This window comes from Treponema sp. B152 (assembly GCF_024181665.1).
GTDB classification, from domain to species: Bacteria; Spirochaetota; Spirochaetia; order Treponematales; family Treponemataceae; genus Treponema_B; species Treponema_B denticola.
The window spans coordinates 437,883-459,612 of sequence record NZ_CP058668.1 but is presented as its reverse complement, the minus strand read 5'-3'; the positions used below and the strand labels follow the sequence as shown (position 1 = coordinate 459,612).

Sequence of the window (21,730 nt, the reverse complement as noted above, 5' to 3'; positions counted from 1 at the left end):
TCCTATAAAAACTCGAAGATAAACATGGAGGCTTGTATTTCAAGCCGGAATGTTTATCGAATCTCCTTATTTGTCGTCGTATAAATCCTCATCATTTACGAGAGAATTATCTTCTTCATCCTCATCATCTCCGGAAGCTTCATCTTTGGGAGTGTAGTTTGAATAATCGGTAATTTCCTCTTCTCTATCCTGATAGGGATCAACACCTGAATCACCGGACTCTTCATCTTCTTGAAGGTTTTCGATGATTTTAAGACCGTGCTCGTTATCTGCTTCGATAACGGCATTGGCGATTACACCCGTAAAAAGCGAAATAGCTCTGATGGCATCATCGTTTCCGGGAATCGGATAGTCGATGCCCTCGGGGTTGCAGTTGGTGTCTACAACAGCGATGATGGGAATACCTAAGGAGCGGGCTTCTCTGATAGCAATTTCTTCTTTTCGGGTATCGATTATAAAGAGGATTCCGGGAAGGTCCTTCATCTCCTTAATACCGCCTAAGTTTTTTTCGAGCTTTGATTTTTCTTTTTGTAGGGAAGCGATTTCTTTTTTTGTAAGGTTATCGAATGTCCCGTCAACTTCCATTTTTTCGATTTTCTTAAGACGGGCCAAGCTCTTTTTGATTGTTGAAAAGTTTGTGAGCATTCCGCCGAGCCAGCGGTTGTTAACATAGAACATTCCGCATCTTTCAGCTTCTTTTTGAATTGTCTGCTGGGCCTGTTTTTTTGTTCCTACGAACAAGACCGACTTTCCTTCAGAAGTTGTTTTGCGGACAGCTTCATAGGCCTCACGGATTGCAACGATTGTTTTTTGCAAATCGATGATATGAATTCCGTTTCTTTCCGAAAAAATGTATTTTTTCATTCTCGGATCCCAGCGTTTTACTTGATGGCCGAAATGTACGCCTGATTCAAGTAAGTTTTTCATGGTTACTACTGCCATGTGTTTCTCCTTTGGAGCTAAAAAGCTCCTGCCTTCTCTATTTCTCGGAACAGACTACAGCCCATCAAGCCGACTAGGGGCTGATCTTAGAGCTGTACATCCTCCCGGATATTTACCGTAAAAAACGGCATGGGGCTATTATATAGTTTTTTGAAGATTTTGTATAGTGCTTGACAAGATTTACCTAAAAGAGTTTTATCTAAAAACTTGAAATTCGGCGGTTTTCGTTTAAAGAATCCTAAATTCGGTTTTATTTAAGATTTCATACAATTCCCTGACCGGAAGACCGACTATGCCGGTATATGAGCCTTCGATTTTTTCGATAAAAAAGGAAGCCTTACCTTGAATTTTATAAGCCCCTGCAGCATCCTTCCATTCATCGGTTTTTAGATAGGCGGAAATTTCTTTATCGGAAAGCTTTTTAAAGAAAACTTTAGAAACACTGTGTTTTTCGTTTATTTGACCTGTTTTACAATCAAGCAGACAGATTGCACTCACCACAAAATGAAGCGAGCCGGAATGACTTTTGAGCATCATCTCGGCTTCTTTTTCGTTTTTAGGCTTGCCGAAGATTATTTTCTCGTTTGGAAAGGCAGTATTTTCGGCAAAAACAAGGGTATCTGCCGCCAAGATAAGCTTTTGAGAAGCTTCATTTTGCGGTAAGGCCTTAAAAAGGCTTTCAGCCTTACCCCGCGCAGTTAAAATACACCTTTTTACGGGATCCTTTTCGGTTATTGAAGATTCATCAAAATTTGAAATTTTAACGGAAAATAAAACACCCAGCGAATCGAGTATCTCTTTTCGTCTGGGTGATGCAGAAGCTAAAATCAGCTCTTTCATTATTTTTAGTTAAATTTTAGTTCTTATTTTGTCCGGCCATTATTGATTTTAAAACTTCCAGAGCTCTGTTTCTAACAGGAGTTATGTAGTTAAAGTTATTGGCAATTCTCATAATACTTTCAGTCATCCCTCTCTTATTTTTTACGGTGGGAGCTAATTTTTCATAAGCATTAAGAACTTCAAGAGCCAAGGAGCTTGTAGGATTGACGATGTCGAATTTTTTGTTGATAAAGTTTATCATGTCTACAACTTCGTCGTTATTGTTAAATCCTAACTCACCTAAGGATTTAACGGCTTCCATAATTACTACCGGCTCATTATCGGTGTACATAACCGTCAAAAGAGACTTCTTTGCCTGTTCGTTTTTAACTTTTCCTAAAAGGCGGCAAGCTTCTCTTCTAACATCCGGATAGTTGTTTGCAAGCCTTCCGTTTTCACGTACAAGCGTGGTAAGACCTACAGTCGCTAGAGAATCAAGAGCTTCCTGTAATTCGGGAGTCACCCTTCCGCCTTCAATAGCTTCTTCAATTACTTGTAAGGCTACAAATTTAGCATCTCTTCCTTCTGAAAGAACCATCTCTCTAAGAATTACGCCTTCCATCGAATTAAGATAGGCCTCTTCGACAGTCATCATAGAATCGGAGCTCTGGTCCTGTGCAAAGACCATGGCTGATCCCAAAAACAATATCATCATTATAAAAACTAAAGACTTTCGTCGCATTTCCAATTACCCCCTTAGTTTGGTACGTATATCTCTATTTTCAATCATTTTCATTGTAAAGTCAAGTAGTAAAATCGGCTTTTTCTACTTTTAAGTCTATTTTTAGGGCTTATTAAGGTACTAAAAGCCATCTGTCATCTATTTTTTCAAGATTATAAAATATTAAACTTTGCGTAGCCGTGATTTTCAGAACCCTAACCTTTGTAGGAGTCAGATAAACAATATCATCTACCCTTCCGTTTTGTCTTGATGGTACAAAAACATAGTAAAAATAATCTTCGATGCTTTTTAACTGCTTTCCCTTTAAGTTTGAGGGAAGACCATCACTGGTTTTTTTTAACACTTCAGGCTTTGAAAATTCTTTTATATAATCTTTTGAAAGCCAGTATCTCCAACGTCCATAGTCCTTTTTTGCCGTTATCTCGTTTAATTTTTTTACAACCTCTTCAATTTCGGACTTAGCTATTTCTTTGTCCTTTTTCGTAATTGAAACGCCTTCAAATTGGGCTACAACCTCTTCATCTGCCGTTTTGGGTGCTTCAGCCTTAGGTTTTGCCTCTTCTACAGGTTTTTCAACAACTGCGGGCTCCTGAACCTGCTGAGACTTTTCTTCTACCTGGGTTTCAGCCGCAGAAACAGGCTTTGTTTCAGGTGCGGATGCACACGAACCTATTAAAATTACAACAAGGCATAAGCCTAAAAAATAAAAATTCTTTTTCATACCATCTATAATACATTTATTTTCGGCTTACGTCAACTAAAAATTTACCCCTTTCATAAATTAAAAAATATCTAATGCTTTTTCTTTATATGCCGATACTGGTTCTGAGGAGTAGATTGCTATGGAAAAACATTCGGTTGCAGCAGACATAAAAAGCATTTTACATGAACAAATCGATTTAATTGATAATATCTATAATTTGCAAAAGGCTATGTACCAAGGCGTTTTAGATAGAGATTGGCAGGAAAGTGAACGAAATTTGAGTTCCTTAAATGAGGCTTCCGTAAAATTTTCGGATTTGGATAAAAGGTTATACGGACTTTTGCAGCCTGATGAGGATGATTATCAAGAATTCGACTTTTACATGCATACAAAACAATTTACTTCATCGGAGAGAAAAAAGATCGATTCTTTATATGAAAAACTAAAAGAAAAAGTTTTTTATTCAAAGATTGAAAATGACGTCTTCTCAAATTATGTTTCACACGCTCAAGCCTTGGTTAAGGGCGTGGTCGATATTATTTCGGAAGAAAGAAACGGAAAGTGTTATACGGCGGCAGGAAAACGGGTTAATACGGAAATAACAAGCCTCGTTTTAAATGAGGTCTTATAGGGGGATATAAATGGCGACATTTGATGCAATAGAATTAGGAAAACGGAGTTTGTTTGCTCACCAGCAGTCGATTCAAACGGCAGGTCACAATATTTCGAATTCTTCGACGAAGGGATATACTAGGCAGAGGGTAAACCTCGAGGCTTTTGAGCCTATTTACAGACCCGATTTAACAAGGGCTGAAACTCCCGGGCAAATAGGACAGGGTGTTACCATAGCTTCGATTACCCGATTAAGGGATGAACTTTTGGATCAAAGAATTATAGGGGCTACCGATGACCTTGGTTATTGGGAAACAAGAAATTCTTATATTGCCCTTTTGGAACAGGTTCACAATGAACCCGAAGACATTTCCGTCCGAACCCGAATGGACCAATTTTGGGAGGCTTGGCAGGAGTTGTCGCTCTACCCTGAGTCGGATGCTGCCCGTCAGGTTGTCCGCACCCGAACCGAAACCTTAACGGATGCCATTCATCATCAATTCCGCGGTTTACAGGGCATAAGGGACATGGTACACGGCGACATAGAAGCAACCGTAAAGCAGGTTAACGACTTAACAGGCCGGATAGCCAAACTAAACGAAGAAATAGTGAAAGTTAAGGCTATGGGGGACAATCCCAATGACTTGATGGATAAAAGAGACCTTTTAACCGAAAAACTTTCCTCCCTCATAGATATTTCCGTAGATAAAAGAGATGAAGACGAAACTTATGTCATTCATACGGCCGGTTTGGAAATAGTACAGGGAAGAACACACCGAACATTCGATTTTAAGGCCTCAACGGAAAACGATAAATATGCGGACGTTATCTGGGAAGATTCCGGTAATTTAGCTCATTTTGAATCGGGTAAACTAGCCGCTTTGATTGAGCTTAGGGATAAGGATATTCGGGACGAAATCAGAAAACTGGATACAATGACAATGAACTTTGTCGATTTGGTAAACGATGTACACAGAAATGCTATGAGTCCCAACGGAAAAACAGGAATCGATTTTTTTAAGGAACAATATTTTATAAACAATACTCTCGGTAATTTTGACAGAAACGGAGATGGAGAATACGATTCTTCCTATATTTTCAGAATTACAGGCACCAACACCCTTGATCCGCGTGAACAAATAGGACTTGAAGGAACTTTAACCCTTTCTTCGGGGGACGGTCTTGTGCAGGTACCCTATTATTCAACGGATATGGTTTCAGATCTTGTAGAAAGAATTAACAGATCAGGCTCCGAAGTTGCTGCTTACCTTGACCAAAACAATAAACTTGTTTTAAAAGGCATGACAAGCCTTGATAAAGAAAATCCTGACTTTGTTATCCGCCATATCGAGGATTCGGGAAGATTTTTAGCAGGCTATTCCGGTGTGCTTTCTCAGGCCGGGCCGGAAGGCGCCTATGATTGGGGAAGAGCAAATGCGGTTGATGTATTGGCAGGAGCCCAATATGCGGTTTCTCCTATAGCCCATCCTTCAGGCTGGATGGAAATAAATCCCGTAATCAAAAGCGACATACAAAATATAGCTTCGGGTTATAAGGGTCCCGAAGGTGTCGCCTATCCGGGAGACAACAGAGCCGCTCTTGCAATAGCCGCAATCAGAAATACTCCCATAATGGTCGGCCGCTCAGCCACCTTTGACGACTTTTTTGCCGATACTGTAACCGAAATCGGTCTAAAAGGCGAGCAGGCAGAAATGACCTTAAACACACAGATAGCCATTGTAAAGGAATTACACGATATGAGAGATTCCGTATCGGGCGTAAACATAGACGAAGAACTATCGGATATTATCAAATTTCAGCACGGGTACAACGCTTCTGCAAGATTTGTTTCGGTAATCAACGAAATGATAGACACAGTTATAAACAGAATGGGTGTCTAGCTTTTAAGTTTTGGAGTAAAATATGATGAAAAGAATTAGTACAAATATTCAGCACACGGACAGCAATTTTTCGATGAGGAATCAGGAATCGAGACTTCATAATCTAAATAATCAGATTCAGTCCCAACGAAGGATAAACCAGCTTAGAGATGACCCCGTTTCCGCAGGACACTCGGTAAGATATAAATCCTACCTTGCCCGCCTCGAAAGGTTTGAAAAGAACACAAAAACCTTGAGAGATCAATATATGTCGGCCGAAACCTATATGAATAATTCGCTCCAAGTTGTTCAGCGTTTAAGAGAGCTTTCAGTACAGGGAGCAAACGGAACCTATACACCGGACGACTTAAAAGATATGGCAGCCGAGGCCGATGAACTTTTAAAAGAACTTGTTCAAAACGGAAATGCCGTAAACTCGGACGGTGTCAGAGTTTTTTCGGGAACAAAAAGTTTTACCGAGCCCTTTGAAATTGTGATGGGAGATGTGGACGGAGCAGGTTCCGCCCTTATAACTCAGGTAAGATACAACGGCACGGTCGATTCAAAGGAAGTTGAAACCGATGAGCTTTCTTTTATGAGGGCCGATCAGGCCGGAAACAGGGTATTTTGGGCCGAGCGGCAAATTCTTATCTCGGAAACCGATGCCCGAAACTTTGTCATAAAAGAAGACACAAGCATCGAGGTTGACGGGGTTGAGATTCCCTTAATTGCAGGCGACAATGTTTATGCAATTATGTCAAAGATAAACGATTCGGGAGCCGCAGTAAAAGCAAGCCTTGACCCGATAACAAGCGGCTTAAATCTTACAACTACCGATGCCCGCCAGCTTTGGCTGAGAGATGCGGAAGGAAGCACCGTTTTATCCGAATTGGGTTTGATAAAGGCCGAACAAAGACCGCCATACAATTTGGCAAATTCGGTACGCGTTTCGGGAGGCTCTCTTTTTGATGCAGCCATTGCCGTCCGCGATGCCTTCCTTTCGGGAGATCAAGAAGCCTTGGGCGGAAAGGTTTTGGGAAGCCTCGATGAGGGCATACATAATCTTACTACAAGAATGGCCGAAACAGGTTCCAAGTATTCAAGAGCCGAAGTTATCTTGGCACGCATTGATACGCAAACCTTAAATGTAACGGCAGCAGAGTCGCGCGAAGCCGACTTGGACATTACAAAAGCGATAACCGACCTAAAGATGTTTGAACATACGCATCAAGCTTCTTTAAGCGTATTGGGAAGACTTTACAGGGATTCGCTTTTAAACTACTTAAAATAGAATAGGATGGAATTTACGATGGAAATTAAGACAAAAGCTATGGGGCTTGTTGAGATTCAGGATGAACAGATAATAGAATTGGTTGACGGATTTTACGGATTTGAAGAATTTCATAAATACGCCTTGTTGGATTCGAGAAAGGAGCCCTTCTTTTGGGTTCAATCCCTAGACGATCAAAATTTAGCCTTTATCGTTATAGATCCCTTTTTGTTCAGGCCCGATTATGAGCTTGATATAGACGACGAATTATTAAAACCGATAGAGGCAGAATCTCCTAAAGACCTTTTGGTTTTTGCCCTTGTTACCATTCCGCCTGCGGGAAGCCCGATTACGGCAAATTTGCAGGGACCCCTTATCATAAACAAAAAGAATAAAAAGGCTTTTCAGGCTGTCTTAAATGACGGAAAATGGAATACCAAACACGACATTCTTGCAGAGCTGAATGCTGCGGGGAGGAACTGATGCTCATACTATCCCGTAAAACAAACCAAAAAATACTTATCGGAGATGATATAGAGATTACCATAATCGATATTCGGGGAGATCAGGTAAAAATAGGTGTAGATGCACCGCCTTCGGTCAAGGTTTTCCGTGAAGAAATCTACCAAGAAATTCAAAACGAAAACAGGGCAGCCTTAGTCCGCGATACCGAGCTTAACCTACCTGAACTGCATATTAAAAAGAAATAGGTATAACATTAGAATACTCTGCTATGAAAACAAAAAAAACTCTTATATACTTCGTATTAGTTGTTTCCTTAACTTTATTCGCCGCAAGCTGTTCAAAAATTAATGATCTTTTTAAACAAGATAAAAAAGACTTGCCTGACCGGACAACGGCAGAGGCAGGGCCGCGTGTTATTGCAGGCACTATGTCCATAGTCGAAATTTTAGATGACCTCGGCTATAAAAATGTTGCAGGCGTGCCTTCAAGCCGTCACTCTATGCCTGAGCTTTATGCAAAAACCGAAAAAATCGGAATGCCCATGCAGCCGGATATCGAAACGGTAAAACGGCTGAATGCGGATATCTATTTGGCTTCACTAGGCTCAAAACCCACGTTGGATAAGATATTTCAAAACCAAAACATAAAAACGGAATATGTCGATTTAAATTCATATGAGGCATGTTTAAATACTATCAGACATCTGGGGGAAATAACTTCAAAACAAAAAGAGGCGGAACATGTCATTCAAACCATTGAAGCTAAAACCCTTGAAGTACGCCGCTCCATTTACGGCAAAAAAAGCCCCAAGGTATTGATGCTTCTAGGTTCTCCAAAAAAATTGATGATGGGAACAAAAAACTGTTACACAGGAAGCTTGATGGAAGTTTTAAAAATTCACAATATAGCAAACGATATCGGAGACTTCGACAAATCCTATGTTCCCATAAACATAGAAGAAATCGTAAAACATCAACCCGATGTCATCATACGCCTTACCCACACAAATTCCGAAGATACGGCCGAGAGCCTCAGGGCCGAGTTCGCAAAGAATGAAATTTGGCAGAAGGTAAAGGCCGTAAAAGAAGATAAAATCTACGACCTTGACAGTAATTTATACACCGTTTCACGGAATATTAAAATAATGCAGGCTGTCGAGAATTTAAAAGAAATAATCTACGGAGAAACAGAAGACTAAAGGGTAAAAAAAATGCTGGAAGAACGCCGAAGAAAAATGCTCATCTTTCTCTTTATTTCTTGCATTCTTCTGGCCTTATCCGTTTTGGCTGCAATCTATTTCGGAAGCACAAAAATCCCCCTCAGTGAGATTATAAAAATTATATTCTATCATGAAAATTCCGATTTTTCTATAATTATTTGGGACATAAGGATGCCCAGAATTATTTTAGCTCTCATAGTCGGAGCAAACCTTACAGCTTCAGGAGCCCTGCTCCAAGCGGTTATTCAAAACCCGCTGGCAGACCCCGGAATAATAGGTATTTCGAGCGGAGCAAAGCTGGGGCTCTTACTGGCCCTCTTGATCTTTCCGCAATTTGTTACGGCAGCCCCCCTTTTCGCATTTATAGGGGCGATGGGGGCGGCAGTCTTGGTTTACCTTTTAGCTTGGAAGGGCGGAGTAAAAACCGTCCGCCTTATTTTGGCCGGTGTTGCAGTAAACGCTTTTTTTGCAGGAGTAAGCTATCTTATCACAATCTTAAACAACGACAAGATTCAAAACATCATGCTTTGGCTAAGCGGAAACCTTTCAGGACGCAGCATGTACGATGTTAAGCTTATCTTGCCCTACTCCCTCATAGGCCTTGCAGCCGCCCTTGCAGCCATCCGTCCGAGCAATCTCCTTTTATTCGGAGACGAAAAGGCCGGCAGTTTAGGCTTAAACATTACAAGAAGCCGAATTCTAATTTCGCTCACGGCCTCCTTTTTGGCAGCTATTTCCACATCCCTCGTCGGAGTCATAAGTTTTGTAGGCCTTGTAATTCCCCACATCGTAAGACTTATCACGGGCCCCAACTACAAATATCTTTTACCCCTTTCGATATTAAACGGAGGGATATTTTTACTGATAGCCGACACCTTTGCACGCACAATAGCAGCCCCCATAGAATTACCCGTCGGCACCCTGATGGCCCTGGTCGGCGGCCCTTTTTTCGTATATCTTTTAAGGAGGAAGTAAATGGGAACAGCGGGCAGCAATACTACTCGCTGTTCAATTAAAATTAAAATAGAAGGAGATTTATTTACTATACTTTTCAGCGTAGTTCCTTACTTGTTCAAGTCTTTTGTATCCGATCTCAGGAGCAATGGTACAATCTGCACCTATAATAACACCCGTAGTTCCCGCTTCTTTTATCAAACTATTAACATAGTTCTCAATTGCAGTATCGGGACCTACATCAATAAGAGTTCCCCTATTATTATCAAACCCGCCAAGGACACAAGCATTGCCGAAGAATTTTTTCCCTTCTGCTAAAGAAACTTTTTCAGTATTTACAGCCCAGTTATATACTTTAGTTTTATAATCTTTATAAAAGGATAAATCATTAGTATAATCGGCATACCCGCAGATATGAAGAATATTATCGTCCCAAAGAGAATTTATTTTATCAAGAACTTTTTTATCCGAAGGCAAAACATATTTTTGATGGAAATTTAAATCGGCATCTTGTGACTGAACACTTTGAACACTGTAATATATTCCGTCAAGTTTTGTTTTGCTTTTGAGTTTATCCGCAAGTACAAGCAAGTCATTAGCAATTTCTAAAGAAGCCTCCAACATAGCATTCGGGTCTTCAAAAAAAAGTTTAACAAACAAATCAGGCTGTTTTTTATAACACTCCGTATACAACCTCATATAGTTGAGCGGAGCAAAAATATTATAAAATGCAGCAACCTCTCCGTCAAAGTAATCTAAAATACTATTGACCATATCTATTTGCTTATCATACCATGGCGACGAATTTCCTATCGACCGTATTTTTTTAATATCGTCAATGTTATTAATGTCATTTTTCATAATTGACGGATGGCCGAAAAAACCGTCAGACATTATTTTTACCATATCAGGTTTTAAATCGTCATACATTTTTTTTGTGCCGTCAATTGTTGCCTGAATAATTCCGTCATCCAGTAAACCTCGGAATTGTCTGTACTCATCTGCAAAATGCCACCAAAAACCTACAGGGACTCTTCGGACATGCTTATTGTTAAAAGCATCCAAAATCAATTTTCTTTTTTCTTTCATACTTCACACCTCTAAACTACTTATTTTTTAGGTAATTATTTAAAGCCTTAAATACTAGGTATCCTGCATAGGAACCTCCATCAAGAATGCCGATACTTTTTTCTGCATAGTAAGCGGCTCTACCATGAACAGATTTCATATTCCGTGTTGAATCAGAACCTTCTTTTGCGATTTTTTCAGATTCTTTTATAAGTTCTCTATCAGGAATTTTACCCAAATTTTCCCTAACGAATTTTTCAACAGGAACAAGTGTATCAACAATGGTTTTTTCCCCCGGCTTTGCACCTCCCTTTTTCATAATCTCTTCATTAAATTTTGAAAAGCCGGATGCAATGTCTTCCCCAGTTAAGTCTTGTTTTCCTTTAAAAGCTTTTCCCATAGCCATTAATCCGAATGATAATATGGTACCTAAACTTGAAGGAGCTTTTTCATTAAAAGCCATCGCAGCTTTGAGAATACCAAGACCGATGTCTTTTCCACTGTCATCTTTAAATGCATTAACAGCAGCATTGAATCCTGCACTCATAGAAATACCTAAGTCTCCGTCACCGTTTTGTTGGTCAAGCTCGATAAGATAGCCTTTTTCATCATCCATAGTCTTTGCTATTTCAATTAATACATCTAAAATTATATCCTTTGTAATCATAGCGATATCCTATTTTTTATTCGCATTTGTATAGAAGGGCGTATTTGCATCATGGAGAAGCAAGGTTTTTAATTCATCATCCAATTTCATAATTGTGATAGAAAGCCCTGCCATCTCCATTGATGTTGCAAATTCCCCTACATGAGGGCTTATTACTTTTACACCCAGACCATTTAAAATATTAAATAAATCCCGATAGACAATAAATAACTCTTCCATAGGAGTGGCGCCAAGACCGTTAATCATTACGGCAACTTCATCGTTTTTCGAAAAAGAAATTTCGGTTGCAATTTTATCAAAAATCATTTTTGCAACCTCGGCTGAAGTTTTCAGTTTTGAAACCTCTATACCTACCTCTCCGTGAATACCCATTCCTATTTCCATTTCATCATCCTTGATTGAAAAAGTTGGTTTGCCGACTTCAGGAACTATACATGGTGATAAAGCTATACCCATCGTGCGTATGTTATCAAGAGCCTTTTCCGTAACCGAAACAAGTTTTTCAAGATCATAACCTTTTTGAGCTGCAGCGCCTGCAACTTTGTAGGCAAAAACCATTCCTGCAACTCCTCGCCGCTTATCCTTTGTCTCAATCGGTGATGAAGCAATATCATCCATCACTCTTATTTCTTTGACCTGTATACTGTCCATTTCAGCCATAGACATTGCCATTTCAAAATTGAGTTTATCTCCTCCGTAATTTCCATACAGACACAATACACCCTTTCCGAAATTACAGGCTTTAATCATCTCATACATTTTATTGGCAGACGGAGAAGCAAAAACATTACCTACGGCACATCCGTCAAGCATTCCATCACCTACATAACCGAGAAACACAGGTAGATGACCGCTGCCGCCCGCAGTAACAATACCGACCTTATTGTCTTTTTTTGTTTTATTAAGAATAACCCGCTTATCCCCATTTAACGGCATTATTTTATCTGGATAGGCGTATAAAATTCCTTCCACCATTTCATCTACAAATTCTTCAGGTCTATTTAATATTTTTTTCATAGTAGCTCCTTAATCATCGATCCTAGTAAATTTACCGTTTTTAATAAACATAGGAACAAGAGATCTTACAGCATCGCCTAATTCATTCATGTTATAAGGTCCGGATAAGGCATTATATCCCTTCATATTAGCTAAAGTTTCTCTTACAACAACAGGGTCGTCACTGCCGGCCATATCTACTGCTGTTGCTAGCTGCTTAACGACATCATAAGTTTGCATTACAAAAGCATCTCCCTGTTTTCCTGTCCTCTTTGTATATTCTCCAATTACACGGATAAATTCAGGCGTATTTATATCGGGAGAATATGCATTCATTATAAAAGCTCCTTCAACTATATCTCCAGCTAAATCTATCAATTCTTGTTTTAGTGTAGAACTTGAAAGAATCATTTGAACATTAAAGTCCAAATTTTTTGCCTGCCTTACTATATTTGCAGAATCTTGATAATAGGCAACGGGAAAAAAAGCTTCAGGGTTTGTTGTTTTTGCTTTAGATATCATCGGAGTAAAATCGGATGTCTGGTTCGGTATATAAGTTTGAAGATCGGTTATTTTTCCGCCAAGTTTTACAAATTCGTTGGTAAATATTTTTGCAATATTATTTCCCCAGTCGTCATTTACATTAAGAATGGCTACACTTTTAATTCCAAGCTTTGTATAAACATAATCTGCATACTGTGTGGTCTCAATTTGTTGCGTAGGCGTATTTCTAAACATAAATTTACCCAATGATGAAAAATCCGCATGTGATGAAGTGGGCGAATAATTGATAATTTTTGCTTTCTCGTATATGGGAGCGGCAGCCATTGATGGTGTAGAACCGAAACCTCCTACTACGGCAAGATATTTTTTTTCTGCAACAATCTTATTCGCAATATTAACCGCTTCTTTTGCATCATTTTTATCATCATAAAAGTCTACAATTATTTTTCTTCCGCCGAGAACTCCATTCCCTGCATCATTGATATCCTTTAAAGCAAGCTCCACAGCAATCTTTTCCGTATCACCGTATTGCTTTGCATCTCCGGTTAACGGACCGTACCAAGCAAAATAAATAGGTTTAGTTGCCTTGTCTTCAGTCGTTTTTGCTTCGTCTTTTCCTGTACAAGAATTTAATATCAATATAACACTTAATAAACTTAAAATATATATCCTTATTTTTTTCATTTTTCCGTCTCCTTTATCTTTTCAAATAATAATTCACATACGCAGTGACCTTGTGCTATTGTTTTTCCAAGTGTAAATCTCAAATTAGGAAAACAATCGCCTATAGCCTTGTCACCTTCCATTGTTATGTCGCATAACTCAGCAAGTTCATCATCACAGTAACCTTGTTTTGTCCACTCTTCAACATAAGGACAATAGTGAAAATGAATCAAGAACATATCTTCGGTTTTTTTTACGACTTCCATTTCATAAATATCAAAGTGAGGCTGTGAGGCAAACACTTCAAGAAATTCATCAATAGTAAAATCTTTTTTTAAAGACTTTTTCATATTTGCTGCAATGTCTTGCCCGTACTTATAGATTGCATCTCTTGCAAATTGTTTATCAAGCCCGCGTTCAGCTGCACACTTTATCATATTACTGATAGTAGCAGCTCGTCTCTGACATATATTACGTTGTCCATCCAAAGCCGGACTGCTTTTTTGCTTTACATTTGTTATGACCACTATATGCCTCCTAAATATAATTTGTGCACTTCTTCGTTGTTTAATAATTCTTCACTCTTACCCTCCAATCTTATTTTTCCGGTTTCAAGTACATAGCCCCTATCGGAAATCGATAAAGCCATTTTTGCATTTTGCTCAACTAATAAAACCGTAATCCCTTCATCCCGAATTCTCCTAATCATTTTAAATATTTCTTTAACTATTATAGGTGCAAGTCCCAATGAAGGTTCATCAAGAATCAATATCTTAGGCGATGCCATCAAAGCTCTCCCAATTGCAAGCATTTGCTGTTCACCTCCGGACAAAGTTCCGCCAGACTGCCAACTGCGTTCCTTTAAAATAGGAAACAGTTCAAAAACATTGTTTTTCCCTTTCTCTAATTCAGTCCTAGTTCTAAAGTAACCTCCTAACTCAAGATTTTCTATTACCGACATTCTAGGAAATATTTGTCTCCCCTCTGGTGACAAAGAAATTCCTTTTTTTACAAGTTCATAAGACTCTAATTTTGTAACATCCTCACCATTGAATAAAACCGTACCGGATGCCGGTTTTATCAATCCTGCTAAACTGTTTAAAGTTGTACTTTTACCGGCCCCATTTGAGCCTATGATAGTTACAATTTCACCTTGATTAATATTAAAATTAATTCCACGGATTGCCTTTATTTCTCCGTAACTGACATGTAAATCTTTAACTTCTAAAAGCACTAAACATCCTCCTCTCCAAGGTATGCATTAATAACGGCTTTATCCTTAACTATTTCTTCAGGAGAATCTTCCGCTATTTTTAGTCCATGGTTTATAACATAAACACTGTCACTGAGGCTCATAACTAATTTCATATCATGTTCAATCAGCATTATAGCCATATCTTTTGATTTTAAACTTTGTATAAATTCGGTCAACTCTATTGTTTCTTGTTCATTCATACCTGCAGCAGGTTCATCAAGCATAAGTAGTTTAGGATTTGATGCCAGAGCTCGTGCAATCTCTAATTTACGCCGTAGACCATAAGGCAAAGAATCAGGCATTTCATACCTAAGATGAATCAAGCCTACTCTATCTAAAAGGCTCAGAGCTTTATTTTTATTTTTTTGTTCTTCAACTTTATGTCTTTTAGTTTTAAATAAAGCAGATAATATATTTTCATTTTCTTCGTTATGACAACCTACCATTACATTATCCAATATTGTCATATTCTTAAATAAGCGTATATTTTGGAATGTACGCACAATCCCTTTCTCGTTTATTCTATGAGGTTTCAAATTCGTTATATCTTCACCACAAAAATGAATAGACCCCAATGTAGGTTTATATATACCTGATATTAAATTGAAAAGAGTGGTTTTTCCGGCTCCATTAGGGCCTATAATTCCTTGAATCTTTCCAAGATATACGGACATGTTTATATTATCAACAGCCATAATACCGCCAAAACGCTTGGTTACATCCGTTATTTTAAGAATTGGATTCGACATTTAAGTCCTCCTTTTCCATATTTGCTATAGATCGTATCCGTTCAAAATTTATCTTACCCATAACACCTGAGGGTTTAAATATAACTATCAAAACCAATATAAGACCATATATAATTTGCCGATAATCGGATAAAAATCTGAGGGCTTCAGGTAAAATAGTCAATGCCAAGGCGCCTAAAATACTTCCGGGCAAACTTCCCAATCCGCCAAATATGGCCATCGATAAAATTAAAATTGATTGTTCAAAATTAAAAGCATTAGGATCAATAAAACTCATATAATGAGCGTAATAGGCTCCGGCCATTCCTGCAATACCCGCTGAAATAGAAAATATAATAACGGTATATTTATAAACATTTACTCCAATGGCTCCGGCAGCTAAATCGTCATCTTTTATTGCGCGTACGGCACGCCCATGTTTTGAATTTAAAATTGAATTAATTATATATAAGGCAAATATTAAAAGAACCAGCCCAACATAGTACTTAAATCTGTATGAGTCAAACTCTTTCCCAAAAATTACTATACCCGGTATCCTTGAAATTCCCTGAGGGCCTCGCGTCATCTCCATCCAGTTAAGCTCTATCATTCGCATGATTTCAGAAAAACCTAGAGTTACAATTGCAAAATATCGGCCGCGTATGCGTAAAGTCGGGAGAGCCAGCATTGCCCCAAAAATACCAGCAAATAAAGAAGCAGCTATACATCCGATAATAAAATCAACTTGAAAACGAGTTCCAAGTATTGCAGCAACATAAGCCCCCAAACCGAAGAAAGCCGCTTGTCCCAAAAGCGTAAATCCTACATAACCCGTAACTAAATTAAGAGATAAGGTCAATATTGAATATATAAAGAACATTATTGCTATGCCAAGATAGTAATTATTGTCAACAAAAATCGGGAAAGATATTGCCAGAACAGCAAGTATAATTAAAACAAATATCTGATTTTTAGCGATTTTTTTAATCATTTTATCTAAGATAATCGACTTTTTTCTCATACAGTCCTCCTATACCTTATCTACACTTTTTTTACCCATTAAGCCTGAGGGCCGAATAAGAAGAACCAATATCAATATCACAAATGCAACAATATCCCTATATCCTGAACTTATATAAGCGGCAAAAAGAGTTTCAAGTAAGCCTATCAATAATCCTCCTATAGCCGCTCCGGGGAGAGAGCCCATTCCGCCAAGAACTGCTGCAGCAAATGACTTTAATCCTACAGATGCCCCCATTAAGGTATCTACTCTTTGATAATACATTGCAACCATTAAACCTGAAATACCGGCAACTGTAGTTCCTATAAAGAATGTAAGGGTTATAACTCTATTTATATTTATTCCCATAAGTCTTGCAGCAACTTGATTTTGAGAAATTGCCCGCATTGACTTTCCTAAGCGTGTACGTGTAACAATAAAAGTTAATACAAGCATTATAATTAAAGTCATAATCAATATGAGAACCTGAATCCATTGAACCACAGTTCCGCCATAAATAGTAAATTTACCCAGCTTTAATAAATCAGGAAAGTATAATGGAACTGTGCCGAAAATTAAAAGAACGGAGTTGTTGATTATAGTCTGAACACCGACAGTACTTATTAAAGATGAAATAGGAGCACCTTTTTTTATTCTTATAGGCTCCAAAGCAATTTTATCCATAAGAGCACCCAAAAAGGCTGTTATAATTATGGAAGTTAAAAATGTTATAATCAGAGCAATAGGGACCGATATAGTCATAAAGAATTTTAACAAAATGAATTGACCTATATACGCAGCCAGCATATAAAAAGAACTATGGGCAAAATTAGTCAGCTCCAACACACCGTACACCATATTAAAACCTATTGTAACCAATGCATATGTACTTCCTATGACCAGACCATTAATTAATTGCTGCAATAACATCAGTACCTCCATTTAAGTAATTTGTAATTACTGATATATCACTGATATATTTATATTGTAAATCAGAATTTTCCGGTTGTCAACAAAAAAATACAAAAAAATGCTTTTTTTAATTTTATTTATTTTTTTTGATTATACCTCTTACAATTTATAAGCTAAAATAATATAATGAAAACAATTGTACTAATGCCATAAATTATGTTATACTACCGTATACATATTTTAAATTTATAAAACTTTAAGGAAAGAAGCTTGTATAATAAAATTTACTATGACAACCGATAAATTGATAACGAAAAAAAAATCCTTAAAGCAGGATGCTTATATAAAAATATACGACCTCGTAACTGACAACACAATCAAACCCGGAGACATAATAAATCTCTCGGACCTTGAGAAATATTTAAAAATAAGCCGAGCTCCAATAAGAGATGCTTTAATAGAACTTTGCAATGAAAACGTTTTTAAGAGTATTCCCCGCTATGGATATGAACTAATAACGCTCAAACAAGAAGATTTAGTAGAAATGTTGAATTACCGATTAGTACTGGAATGCGGTTTCTTGGAGAAAAACTGGAAAGAAGTCGCTAATAGCGATCATGCCATACTAAATAAACTACTGGAGCATACAAGAGAATTTAGCAATACAAATGCGGTAAGTGAATGGCAAAACAATTCCGTATTTCATATAGGTTTATTCAAATTGCATAATAATTCTCATGCTTTACTCAGTTTAGAGCATACAATGAAAAAAATGACCCGTTTTTTTATTCAAAATTATTGGGAAAAATGGGAAGAAATTACAAAAAAAACTTTCAGCTCACATCATGAAAACATAATTTATGCCATAAAAAAGAATGATAAAGCAAGAGCCTTAAAACACCTGAGCTCCGATATAGGGGGATTTAAAAGATAAAATTTATGGGATTAAAAGAAGCACGCGATCATTTAAGCTTATTTTCATTGGAAGAGAGGATTATAGAATTCGATACCTCAAGTGCGACCGTAGAACTTGCAGCAGAGGCGGTAGGCTGTAAACCCGAATTCATCGTAAAAACCCTAGCTTTTATGGTAAAAGAAGATCCTATACTCATCCTTCTTGCAGGCTCGGCCCGCATAGACAATGCAAAATTCAGAAAGACCTTTCATTGCAAAACAAAAATGATGAATGAAGAACAGCTTTTCAATTTTATAGGCCATCCTGCAGGCGGAGTCTGCCCCTTCGGTTTAAAGACTCAAGTTCCTGTTTATATAGACGAATCCATAAGGCCCTTGGATTGGGTCTATCCTGCAGCGGGAACCGAAAATACGGCTGTCCGCATGAATGTTCAAGAACTTGAAAAAGCATCAAAAGCCGTAACATGGGTAAGCGTGAGCAAATAAGTTTTTTTCTTGCAAAAAAATACAAAAAAACATTTCACTTGACGAATTATAACTAAACCTATATACTTAAAAGAGCATTTCAATTATTAGGAGGATTTGCATGAAGAAATTTTACAAAATCTTTATAGCAGCCGTTGTATTTTCGCTTGTTGCATCGGCAGCTTTCGCAGGCGGTTCCAAAGAGACCGGAATTAAGGAACTGACAAAGAAAGAAAAAGAAGCCGGATGGCGCTATTTTAAACCTATCGGATTTAAGCTGCACCGTCCCGCATTCTTTGATACCTACAGAGACAATGTTAATGCAGACAGCAGTGTCGGGGAAGAAGACAAGAAAACCGATGAAGTCGTATACAAAGTTTATTTGTATGAATTTGCTTCCGATGAGTTAAATGAAAAATATGATGCAATTGTAAGCAACAAACAGTTAAGCCGAGACCAAAAAATTGAAAAGATAAACAAAGAAGTGAATCCCTATCTTAAACCTATTTATAAACTCGTTGTTTTGCGCACCCCTCTAATAGGTAAAAAAACACTTGCCGAGCTGACGGGGCTTCCTAACAACGAAGTCATCAGAAAGACAAAAGAATTCACACAAGTTTTAGCTATCGCCGATTTTAATGCCGAAGGCTTAAGTGAAAAGGCTGCTGAAATTTATAAAGATATGATTTCGCAAGTCAAGCCCATCATTCCGACAATTCAGTGTACCGACCCTATTTCTGCTGAAGCGGCAATGATAAAAAATGTAAAAGGCTTAACCTTTAACACTGTTGACCTTGAAGGCAACAAAATAACAAGTGATATCCTCGCAAAATACGATGTTACAATGATAAATATCTGGGCAACATGGTGTCCTCCATGCAGAGCCGAGTTACCTGAAATCGCAAAACTATATGAAGTCTTTAAGGACAAGGGTTGTAACATAATCGGTATTACCGGTGATGTAAGCCCTGATGAACAAGATGCTCTTCCAACAGCCAAAGAATTAATTTCCAAAGCCGGCTGCAAGTACACTGTGGTTCAATACAATGACACATTAAAGCCTATATTGGATAATCTTGCGGCTTGGCCTACAACTATATTTGTAGACAAAAAAGGAAATATTATAGCGTCTTCCGTTAATGATATCATCATTGGAAGCCGCGATCTTGCAGAATTTACCGAAGCTATGAAAAAAGCTTTAAAAGCTGTAGGAAAATAAATGAAAAAGAAAATAGCGGCAATACTTGTTATTATTTTAGCATTAAGCTTTACCCTTATAGGAATATACCGCGGTGAAGTTGCTGTAGTCCTCAAAAAGGCTGTAAATATATGTATGGAGTGTATAGGAATTGGCTAAACAAAATAAACAGAAAACACTGAATAAAAAACGCCATGCAATTCAAGCATTAGGAATGTTGGCAATAGACGGAAACCTTATAGGCTTTTTAAAGGGTCAAATCTATAAGGGCCCTATGAAAAAAGTCTGTATGCCTGTTTTAAACTGTTATTCATGCCCGGGAGCTTTGTTCGGGTGCCCTATCGGCTCGATACAGGCAACCATTGGAAGCAGCAAATTTAACTTTGCTTTTTATGTGGTAGGCCTATTGTCGCTATTTGCAATAGCCGCAGGAAGACTTTTTTGCGGCTATATTTGCCCTTTCGGACTTTTCCAAGACCTATTGGATAAGATTCCCTTAAAAAAAATTAAGGTTCCGCAAAAAGTAAACAAGGTTTTAAAGTATCTAAAATACTTTATCCTTGTCTTTTTTGTATTTGTTCTCCCCTTTGCCTTGCAGGACAAATACGGAATAAGCGACCCTTACTTTTGTAAATATATCTGCCCGTCAGGCATTCTATTCGGAGCAATTCCGCTTATCTCGATGAACAGAGTTCTCACGGCCTCCTTAGGAGCCTTATTCGGACTAAAATTTACGGTTTTAGCAATCATCACAATGCTTTCAATGATTTTTTACAGGCCCTTTTGCCGCTATTTATGCCCCCTCGGAGCCTTTTTAGGCATGTTCAATCCTATAAGCCTCTACCGTTTAAAAATAAACGGCAAGTGCATAAAATGCAGAAAATGCGAAAGAACCTGTAAGCTGGACATTCCGACATATAAAACCCCCAACAGCCCTGAATGTATAAGATGCGGAGAATGCATCAAGGCTTGTCCCGTAAAAGCTATCGAGCACAGCTTTCTTTTTACGGAAAAAAGCACAAATATGGACTTAAACATACAAAAATAACAATAAATTTTCTCAAAACCCTTGATTATTCTGTAAGGACTAGGTATATTGACTGGGAAATTTTAGAATTATTTTAAACTATAGGAGTTTACAAATGAAGAAGTTACATTTTTATGTACTAACCGCAATCTTTGCGGGTATTTTATTTGCTTCATGCACAAAAACCGAAGCACAGGGCGATAAAGAGGCAGAAAAGCCTTTAACTGCAAAAGAAATTGCAGCAGAATCGGAAGCAAAAATTTTAAGCGATGGCCAAAACCGTCTTACATTTTCAACAAAGGATCTTGACGGAAATACGGTTACCAGCGACATTTTTGAAAACTATGATGTTACATTGGTAAATATTTGGGGAACATTTTGCGGTCCTTGCAAAACCGAATTACCTCATTTGGAAGCTGCTTACAAAGCTTATGCCGATAAAAAAGTAAACGTTATTGCCGTTACGGCTGACCTTCCTCAAGATGATGCCGAAACTCTGGCCTTGGCAAAAGACATATGGAAGGATGCCGGATGCACATTTAAGGCACTTGTAACGGTTGACAGCTTTCTGCCCATGTACGAGCAGCTTGCATGTTTTCCTACAAGCTTTATGGTAGACAAAAAAGGACAAGTTATCCCCGGTACACTTCACCTTGGAAGTTTAAATAAGGAAGGTTTTGAAAAACTTTTTGATAAAGCCCTAAAAGCCGTAGCCTCAAAGTAAAT

Annotated in this window: 26 protein-coding genes; 13 read left to right on the top strand and 13 right to left on the bottom strand. The window is 38.0% G+C overall.

Features of this window, described 5'->3' with window-relative positions; genetic code table 11:
* Nucleotides 1-66: 66 nt before the first annotated feature.
* The 4 genes from rpsB to HYB91_RS02025 form a co-directional block, all read right to left on the bottom strand.
* The gene (gene rpsB / locus HYB91_RS02040) at nucleotides 67-942 is read right to left on the bottom strand and encodes a 30S ribosomal protein S2 (RefSeq protein ID WP_002675804.1); all 876 of its coding nucleotides are present in this window, start codon (nucleotides 940-942) and stop codon (nucleotides 67-69) included.
* 228 nt (nucleotides 943-1,170) lie between these two features.
* Entirely contained in the window at nucleotides 1,171-1,782 is a 612-nt protein-coding gene (locus tag HYB91_RS02035; protein WP_010697920.1) for a Maf family protein, read from the bottom strand.
* Between the two features lie 16 nt (nucleotides 1,783-1,798).
* On the bottom strand, nucleotides 1,799-2,503 hold the full coding sequence (locus HYB91_RS02030; protein WP_002675807.1) for a HEAT repeat domain-containing protein: 705 nt from the start codon (nucleotides 2,501-2,503) through the stop codon (nucleotides 1,799-1,801).
* Nucleotides 2,504-2,615: 112 nt separating this feature from the next.
* Complete coding sequence (locus HYB91_RS02025; protein ID WP_002675808.1) at nucleotides 2,616-3,224, bottom strand: hypothetical protein; 609 nt, start codon at nucleotides 3,222-3,224, stop codon at nucleotides 2,616-2,618.
* Nucleotides 3,225-3,345: 121 nt separating this feature from the next.
* Here HYB91_RS02025 and HYB91_RS02020 point away from each other — a divergent pair, with 121 nt between their 5' ends.
* The 7 genes from HYB91_RS02020 to HYB91_RS01990 are packed head-to-tail and all read left to right on the top strand — an operon-like array spanning nucleotide 3,346 to nucleotide 9,627.
* Nucleotides 3,346-3,837 carry a hypothetical protein gene (locus HYB91_RS02020; RefSeq protein WP_002675810.1) on the top strand — a complete coding sequence of 164 codons (492 nt, stop codon included), beginning with the start codon at nucleotides 3,346-3,348 and terminating at the stop codon, nucleotides 3,835-3,837.
* 10 nt (nucleotides 3,838-3,847) lie between these two features.
* Nucleotides 3,848-5,719 carry a flagellar hook-associated protein FlgK gene (gene flgK, locus HYB91_RS02015; protein ID WP_253719589.1) on the top strand — a complete coding sequence of 624 codons (1,872 nt, stop codon included), beginning with the start codon at nucleotides 3,848-3,850 and terminating at the stop codon, nucleotides 5,717-5,719.
* A gap of 22 nt (nucleotides 5,720-5,741) precedes the next feature.
* Nucleotides 5,742-6,989, top strand: coding sequence for a flagellar hook-associated protein 3 (locus tag HYB91_RS02010; RefSeq protein WP_002675816.1), 1,248 nt, complete (start codon nucleotides 5,742-5,744; stop codon nucleotides 6,987-6,989).
* Nucleotides 6,990-7,007: 18 nt separating this feature from the next.
* Nucleotides 7,008-7,451, top strand: a complete 444-nt coding sequence (fliW, locus tag HYB91_RS02005; RefSeq protein WP_002675818.1) for a flagellar assembly protein FliW — start codon at nucleotides 7,008-7,010, stop codon at nucleotides 7,449-7,451.
* Nucleotides 7,451-7,678 (top strand): carbon storage regulator CsrA, encoded by a 228-nt coding sequence (gene csrA / locus HYB91_RS02000; protein WP_002667708.1) that lies wholly within the window; start codon nucleotides 7,451-7,453, stop codon nucleotides 7,676-7,678. The genes fliW and csrA overlap by 1 nt, the downstream gene beginning before the upstream one ends.
* A 23-nt stretch (nucleotides 7,679-7,701) precedes the next feature.
* Nucleotides 7,702-8,631, top strand: a complete 930-nt coding sequence (locus tag HYB91_RS01995) for an ABC transporter substrate-binding protein (protein ID WP_002675819.1) — start codon at nucleotides 7,702-7,704, stop codon at nucleotides 8,629-8,631.
* A gap of 12 nt (nucleotides 8,632-8,643) precedes the next feature.
* Nucleotides 8,644-9,627 (top strand): FecCD family ABC transporter permease, encoded by a 984-nt coding sequence (locus tag HYB91_RS01990; RefSeq protein ID WP_002675821.1) that lies wholly within the window; start codon nucleotides 8,644-8,646, stop codon nucleotides 9,625-9,627.
* A gap of 60 nt (nucleotides 9,628-9,687) precedes the next feature.
* Here the strand turns inward: HYB91_RS01990 and HYB91_RS01985 are convergent, their stop codons facing one another.
* The 9 genes from HYB91_RS01985 to HYB91_RS01945 are packed head-to-tail and all read right to left on the bottom strand — an operon-like array spanning nucleotide 9,688 to nucleotide 17,417.
* Entirely contained in the window at nucleotides 9,688-10,695 is a 1,008-nt protein-coding gene (locus HYB91_RS01985) for a uroporphyrinogen decarboxylase family protein (RefSeq protein ID WP_002675823.1), read from the bottom strand.
* A 16-nt stretch (nucleotides 10,696-10,711) separates the two neighbouring features.
* Nucleotides 10,712-11,341 (bottom strand): dihydroxyacetone kinase subunit L, encoded by a 630-nt coding sequence (locus HYB91_RS01980; protein ID WP_002675825.1) that lies wholly within the window; start codon nucleotides 11,339-11,341, stop codon nucleotides 10,712-10,714.
* A gap of 9 nt (nucleotides 11,342-11,350) precedes the next feature.
* Nucleotides 11,351-12,358, bottom strand: coding sequence for a dihydroxyacetone kinase subunit DhaK (locus HYB91_RS01975; protein WP_002674237.1), 1,008 nt, complete (start codon nucleotides 12,356-12,358; stop codon nucleotides 11,351-11,353).
* A 9-nt stretch (nucleotides 12,359-12,367) separates the two neighbouring features.
* Nucleotides 12,368-13,525 (bottom strand): ABC transporter substrate-binding protein, encoded by a 1,158-nt coding sequence (locus tag HYB91_RS01970; protein ID WP_002674234.1) that lies wholly within the window; start codon nucleotides 13,523-13,525, stop codon nucleotides 12,368-12,370.
* On the bottom strand, nucleotides 13,522-14,031 hold the full coding sequence (locus HYB91_RS01965) for an L-2-amino-thiazoline-4-carboxylic acid hydrolase (protein ID WP_002675827.1): 510 nt from the start codon (nucleotides 14,029-14,031) through the stop codon (nucleotides 13,522-13,524). The genes HYB91_RS01970 and HYB91_RS01965 overlap by 4 nt, the downstream gene beginning before the upstream one ends.
* Nucleotides 14,031-14,738 (bottom strand): ABC transporter ATP-binding protein, encoded by a 708-nt coding sequence (locus HYB91_RS01960; RefSeq protein ID WP_002675829.1) that lies wholly within the window; start codon nucleotides 14,736-14,738, stop codon nucleotides 14,031-14,033. Before HYB91_RS01960 ends, HYB91_RS01965 begins: the two co-directional genes overlap by 1 nt.
* Nucleotides 14,738-15,508, bottom strand: coding sequence for an ABC transporter ATP-binding protein (locus HYB91_RS01955; protein WP_002675831.1), 771 nt, complete (start codon nucleotides 15,506-15,508; stop codon nucleotides 14,738-14,740). The genes HYB91_RS01960 and HYB91_RS01955 overlap by 1 nt, the downstream gene beginning before the upstream one ends.
* On the bottom strand, nucleotides 15,489-16,508 hold the full coding sequence (locus tag HYB91_RS01950) for a branched-chain amino acid ABC transporter permease (protein WP_002674209.1): 1,020 nt from the start codon (nucleotides 16,506-16,508) through the stop codon (nucleotides 15,489-15,491). The genes HYB91_RS01955 and HYB91_RS01950 overlap by 20 nt, the downstream gene beginning before the upstream one ends.
* Before the next feature lie 9 nt (nucleotides 16,509-16,517).
* Nucleotides 16,518-17,417: a branched-chain amino acid ABC transporter permease gene (locus tag HYB91_RS01945; RefSeq protein ID WP_002674202.1), complete on the bottom strand. Its 900-nt coding sequence runs from the start codon at nucleotides 17,415-17,417 to the stop codon at nucleotides 16,518-16,520.
* Between the two features lie 271 nt (nucleotides 17,418-17,688).
* Between HYB91_RS01945 and HYB91_RS01940 the strand changes: the two genes are divergently transcribed.
* From HYB91_RS01940 to HYB91_RS01915, 6 genes are all read left to right on the top strand, one after another.
* The gene (locus tag HYB91_RS01940) at nucleotides 17,689-18,333 is read left to right on the top strand and encodes a GntR family transcriptional regulator (protein WP_002674201.1); all 645 of its coding nucleotides are present in this window, start codon (nucleotides 17,689-17,691) and stop codon (nucleotides 18,331-18,333) included.
* A 5-nt stretch (nucleotides 18,334-18,338) separates the two neighbouring features.
* Entirely contained in the window at nucleotides 18,339-18,800 is a 462-nt protein-coding gene (locus tag HYB91_RS01935; protein WP_002675833.1) for a YbaK/EbsC family protein, read from the top strand.
* Between the two features lie 100 nt (nucleotides 18,801-18,900).
* Nucleotides 18,901-19,998 carry a TlpA disulfide reductase family protein gene (locus HYB91_RS01930; RefSeq protein WP_002675837.1) on the top strand — a complete coding sequence of 366 codons (1,098 nt, stop codon included), beginning with the start codon at nucleotides 18,901-18,903 and terminating at the stop codon, nucleotides 19,996-19,998.
* Nucleotides 19,999-20,136, top strand: a complete 138-nt coding sequence (locus HYB91_RS01925; RefSeq protein WP_002674194.1) for a CD1871A family CXXC motif-containing protein — start codon at nucleotides 19,999-20,001, stop codon at nucleotides 20,134-20,136. It begins immediately after the preceding gene.
* A complete protein-coding gene (locus tag HYB91_RS01920; protein ID WP_002675839.1) occupies nucleotides 20,129-21,025 on the top strand; it encodes a 4Fe-4S binding protein in 897 nt (298 codons plus the stop codon). Before HYB91_RS01925 ends, HYB91_RS01920 begins: the two co-directional genes overlap by 8 nt.
* Before the next feature lie 94 nt (nucleotides 21,026-21,119).
* Nucleotides 21,120-21,728 (top strand): TlpA disulfide reductase family protein, encoded by a 609-nt coding sequence (locus HYB91_RS01915; protein WP_002667698.1) that lies wholly within the window; start codon nucleotides 21,120-21,122, stop codon nucleotides 21,726-21,728.
* Nucleotides 21,729-21,730: the final 2 nt, after the last annotated feature.

Excerpts from the sequence above, each read along its gene's own strand:
- rpsB (WP_002675804.1), bottom strand. The coding sequence starts at position 942 with ATGGCAGTAGTAACCATGAAAAACTTACTTGAATCAGGCGTACATTTC.
- HYB91_RS02035 (WP_010697920.1), bottom strand. The coding sequence starts at position 1,782 with ATGAAAGAGCTGATTTTAGCTTCTGCATCACCCAGACGAAAAGAGATA.
- HYB91_RS02030 (WP_002675807.1), bottom strand. The coding sequence starts at position 2,503 with ATGCGACGAAAGTCTTTAGTTTTTATAATGATGATATTGTTTTTGGGA.
- HYB91_RS02025 (WP_002675808.1), bottom strand. The coding sequence starts at position 3,224 with ATGAAAAAGAATTTTTATTTTTTAGGCTTATGCCTTGTTGTAATTTTA.
- HYB91_RS02020 (WP_002675810.1), top strand. The coding sequence starts at position 3,346 with ATGGAAAAACATTCGGTTGCAGCAGACATAAAAAGCATTTTACATGAA.
- flgK (WP_253719589.1), top strand. The coding sequence starts at position 3,848 with ATGGCGACATTTGATGCAATAGAATTAGGAAAACGGAGTTTGTTTGCT.
- HYB91_RS02010 (WP_002675816.1), top strand. The coding sequence starts at position 5,742 with ATGATGAAAAGAATTAGTACAAATATTCAGCACACGGACAGCAATTTT.
- fliW (WP_002675818.1), top strand. The coding sequence starts at position 7,008 with ATGGAAATTAAGACAAAAGCTATGGGGCTTGTTGAGATTCAGGATGAA.
- csrA (WP_002667708.1), top strand. The coding sequence starts at position 7,451 with ATGCTCATACTATCCCGTAAAACAAACCAAAAAATACTTATCGGAGAT.
- HYB91_RS01995 (WP_002675819.1), top strand. The coding sequence starts at position 7,702 with ATGAAAACAAAAAAAACTCTTATATACTTCGTATTAGTTGTTTCCTTA.
- HYB91_RS01990 (WP_002675821.1), top strand. The coding sequence starts at position 8,644 with ATGCTGGAAGAACGCCGAAGAAAAATGCTCATCTTTCTCTTTATTTCT.
- HYB91_RS01985 (WP_002675823.1), bottom strand. The coding sequence starts at position 10,695 with ATGAAAGAAAAAAGAAAATTGATTTTGGATGCTTTTAACAATAAGCAT.
- HYB91_RS01980 (WP_002675825.1), bottom strand. The coding sequence starts at position 11,341 with ATGATTACAAAGGATATAATTTTAGATGTATTAATTGAAATAGCAAAG.
- HYB91_RS01975 (WP_002674237.1), bottom strand. The coding sequence starts at position 12,358 with ATGAAAAAAATATTAAATAGACCTGAAGAATTTGTAGATGAAATGGTG.
- HYB91_RS01970 (WP_002674234.1), bottom strand. The coding sequence starts at position 13,525 with ATGAAAAAAATAAGGATATATATTTTAAGTTTATTAAGTGTTATATTG.
- HYB91_RS01955 (WP_002675831.1), bottom strand. The coding sequence starts at position 15,508 with ATGTCGAATCCAATTCTTAAAATAACGGATGTAACCAAGCGTTTTGGC.
- HYB91_RS01950 (WP_002674209.1), bottom strand. The coding sequence starts at position 16,508 with ATGAGAAAAAAGTCGATTATCTTAGATAAAATGATTAAAAAAATCGCT.
- HYB91_RS01945 (WP_002674202.1), bottom strand. The coding sequence starts at position 17,417 with ATGTTATTGCAGCAATTAATTAATGGTCTGGTCATAGGAAGTACATAT.
- HYB91_RS01940 (WP_002674201.1), top strand. The coding sequence starts at position 17,689 with ATGACAACCGATAAATTGATAACGAAAAAAAAATCCTTAAAGCAGGAT.
- HYB91_RS01935 (WP_002675833.1), top strand. The coding sequence starts at position 18,339 with ATGGGATTAAAAGAAGCACGCGATCATTTAAGCTTATTTTCATTGGAA.
- HYB91_RS01930 (WP_002675837.1), top strand. The coding sequence starts at position 18,901 with ATGAAGAAATTTTACAAAATCTTTATAGCAGCCGTTGTATTTTCGCTT.
- HYB91_RS01925 (WP_002674194.1), top strand. The coding sequence starts at position 19,999 with ATGAAAAAGAAAATAGCGGCAATACTTGTTATTATTTTAGCATTAAGC.
- HYB91_RS01915 (WP_002667698.1), top strand. The coding sequence starts at position 21,120 with ATGAAGAAGTTACATTTTTATGTACTAACCGCAATCTTTGCGGGTATT.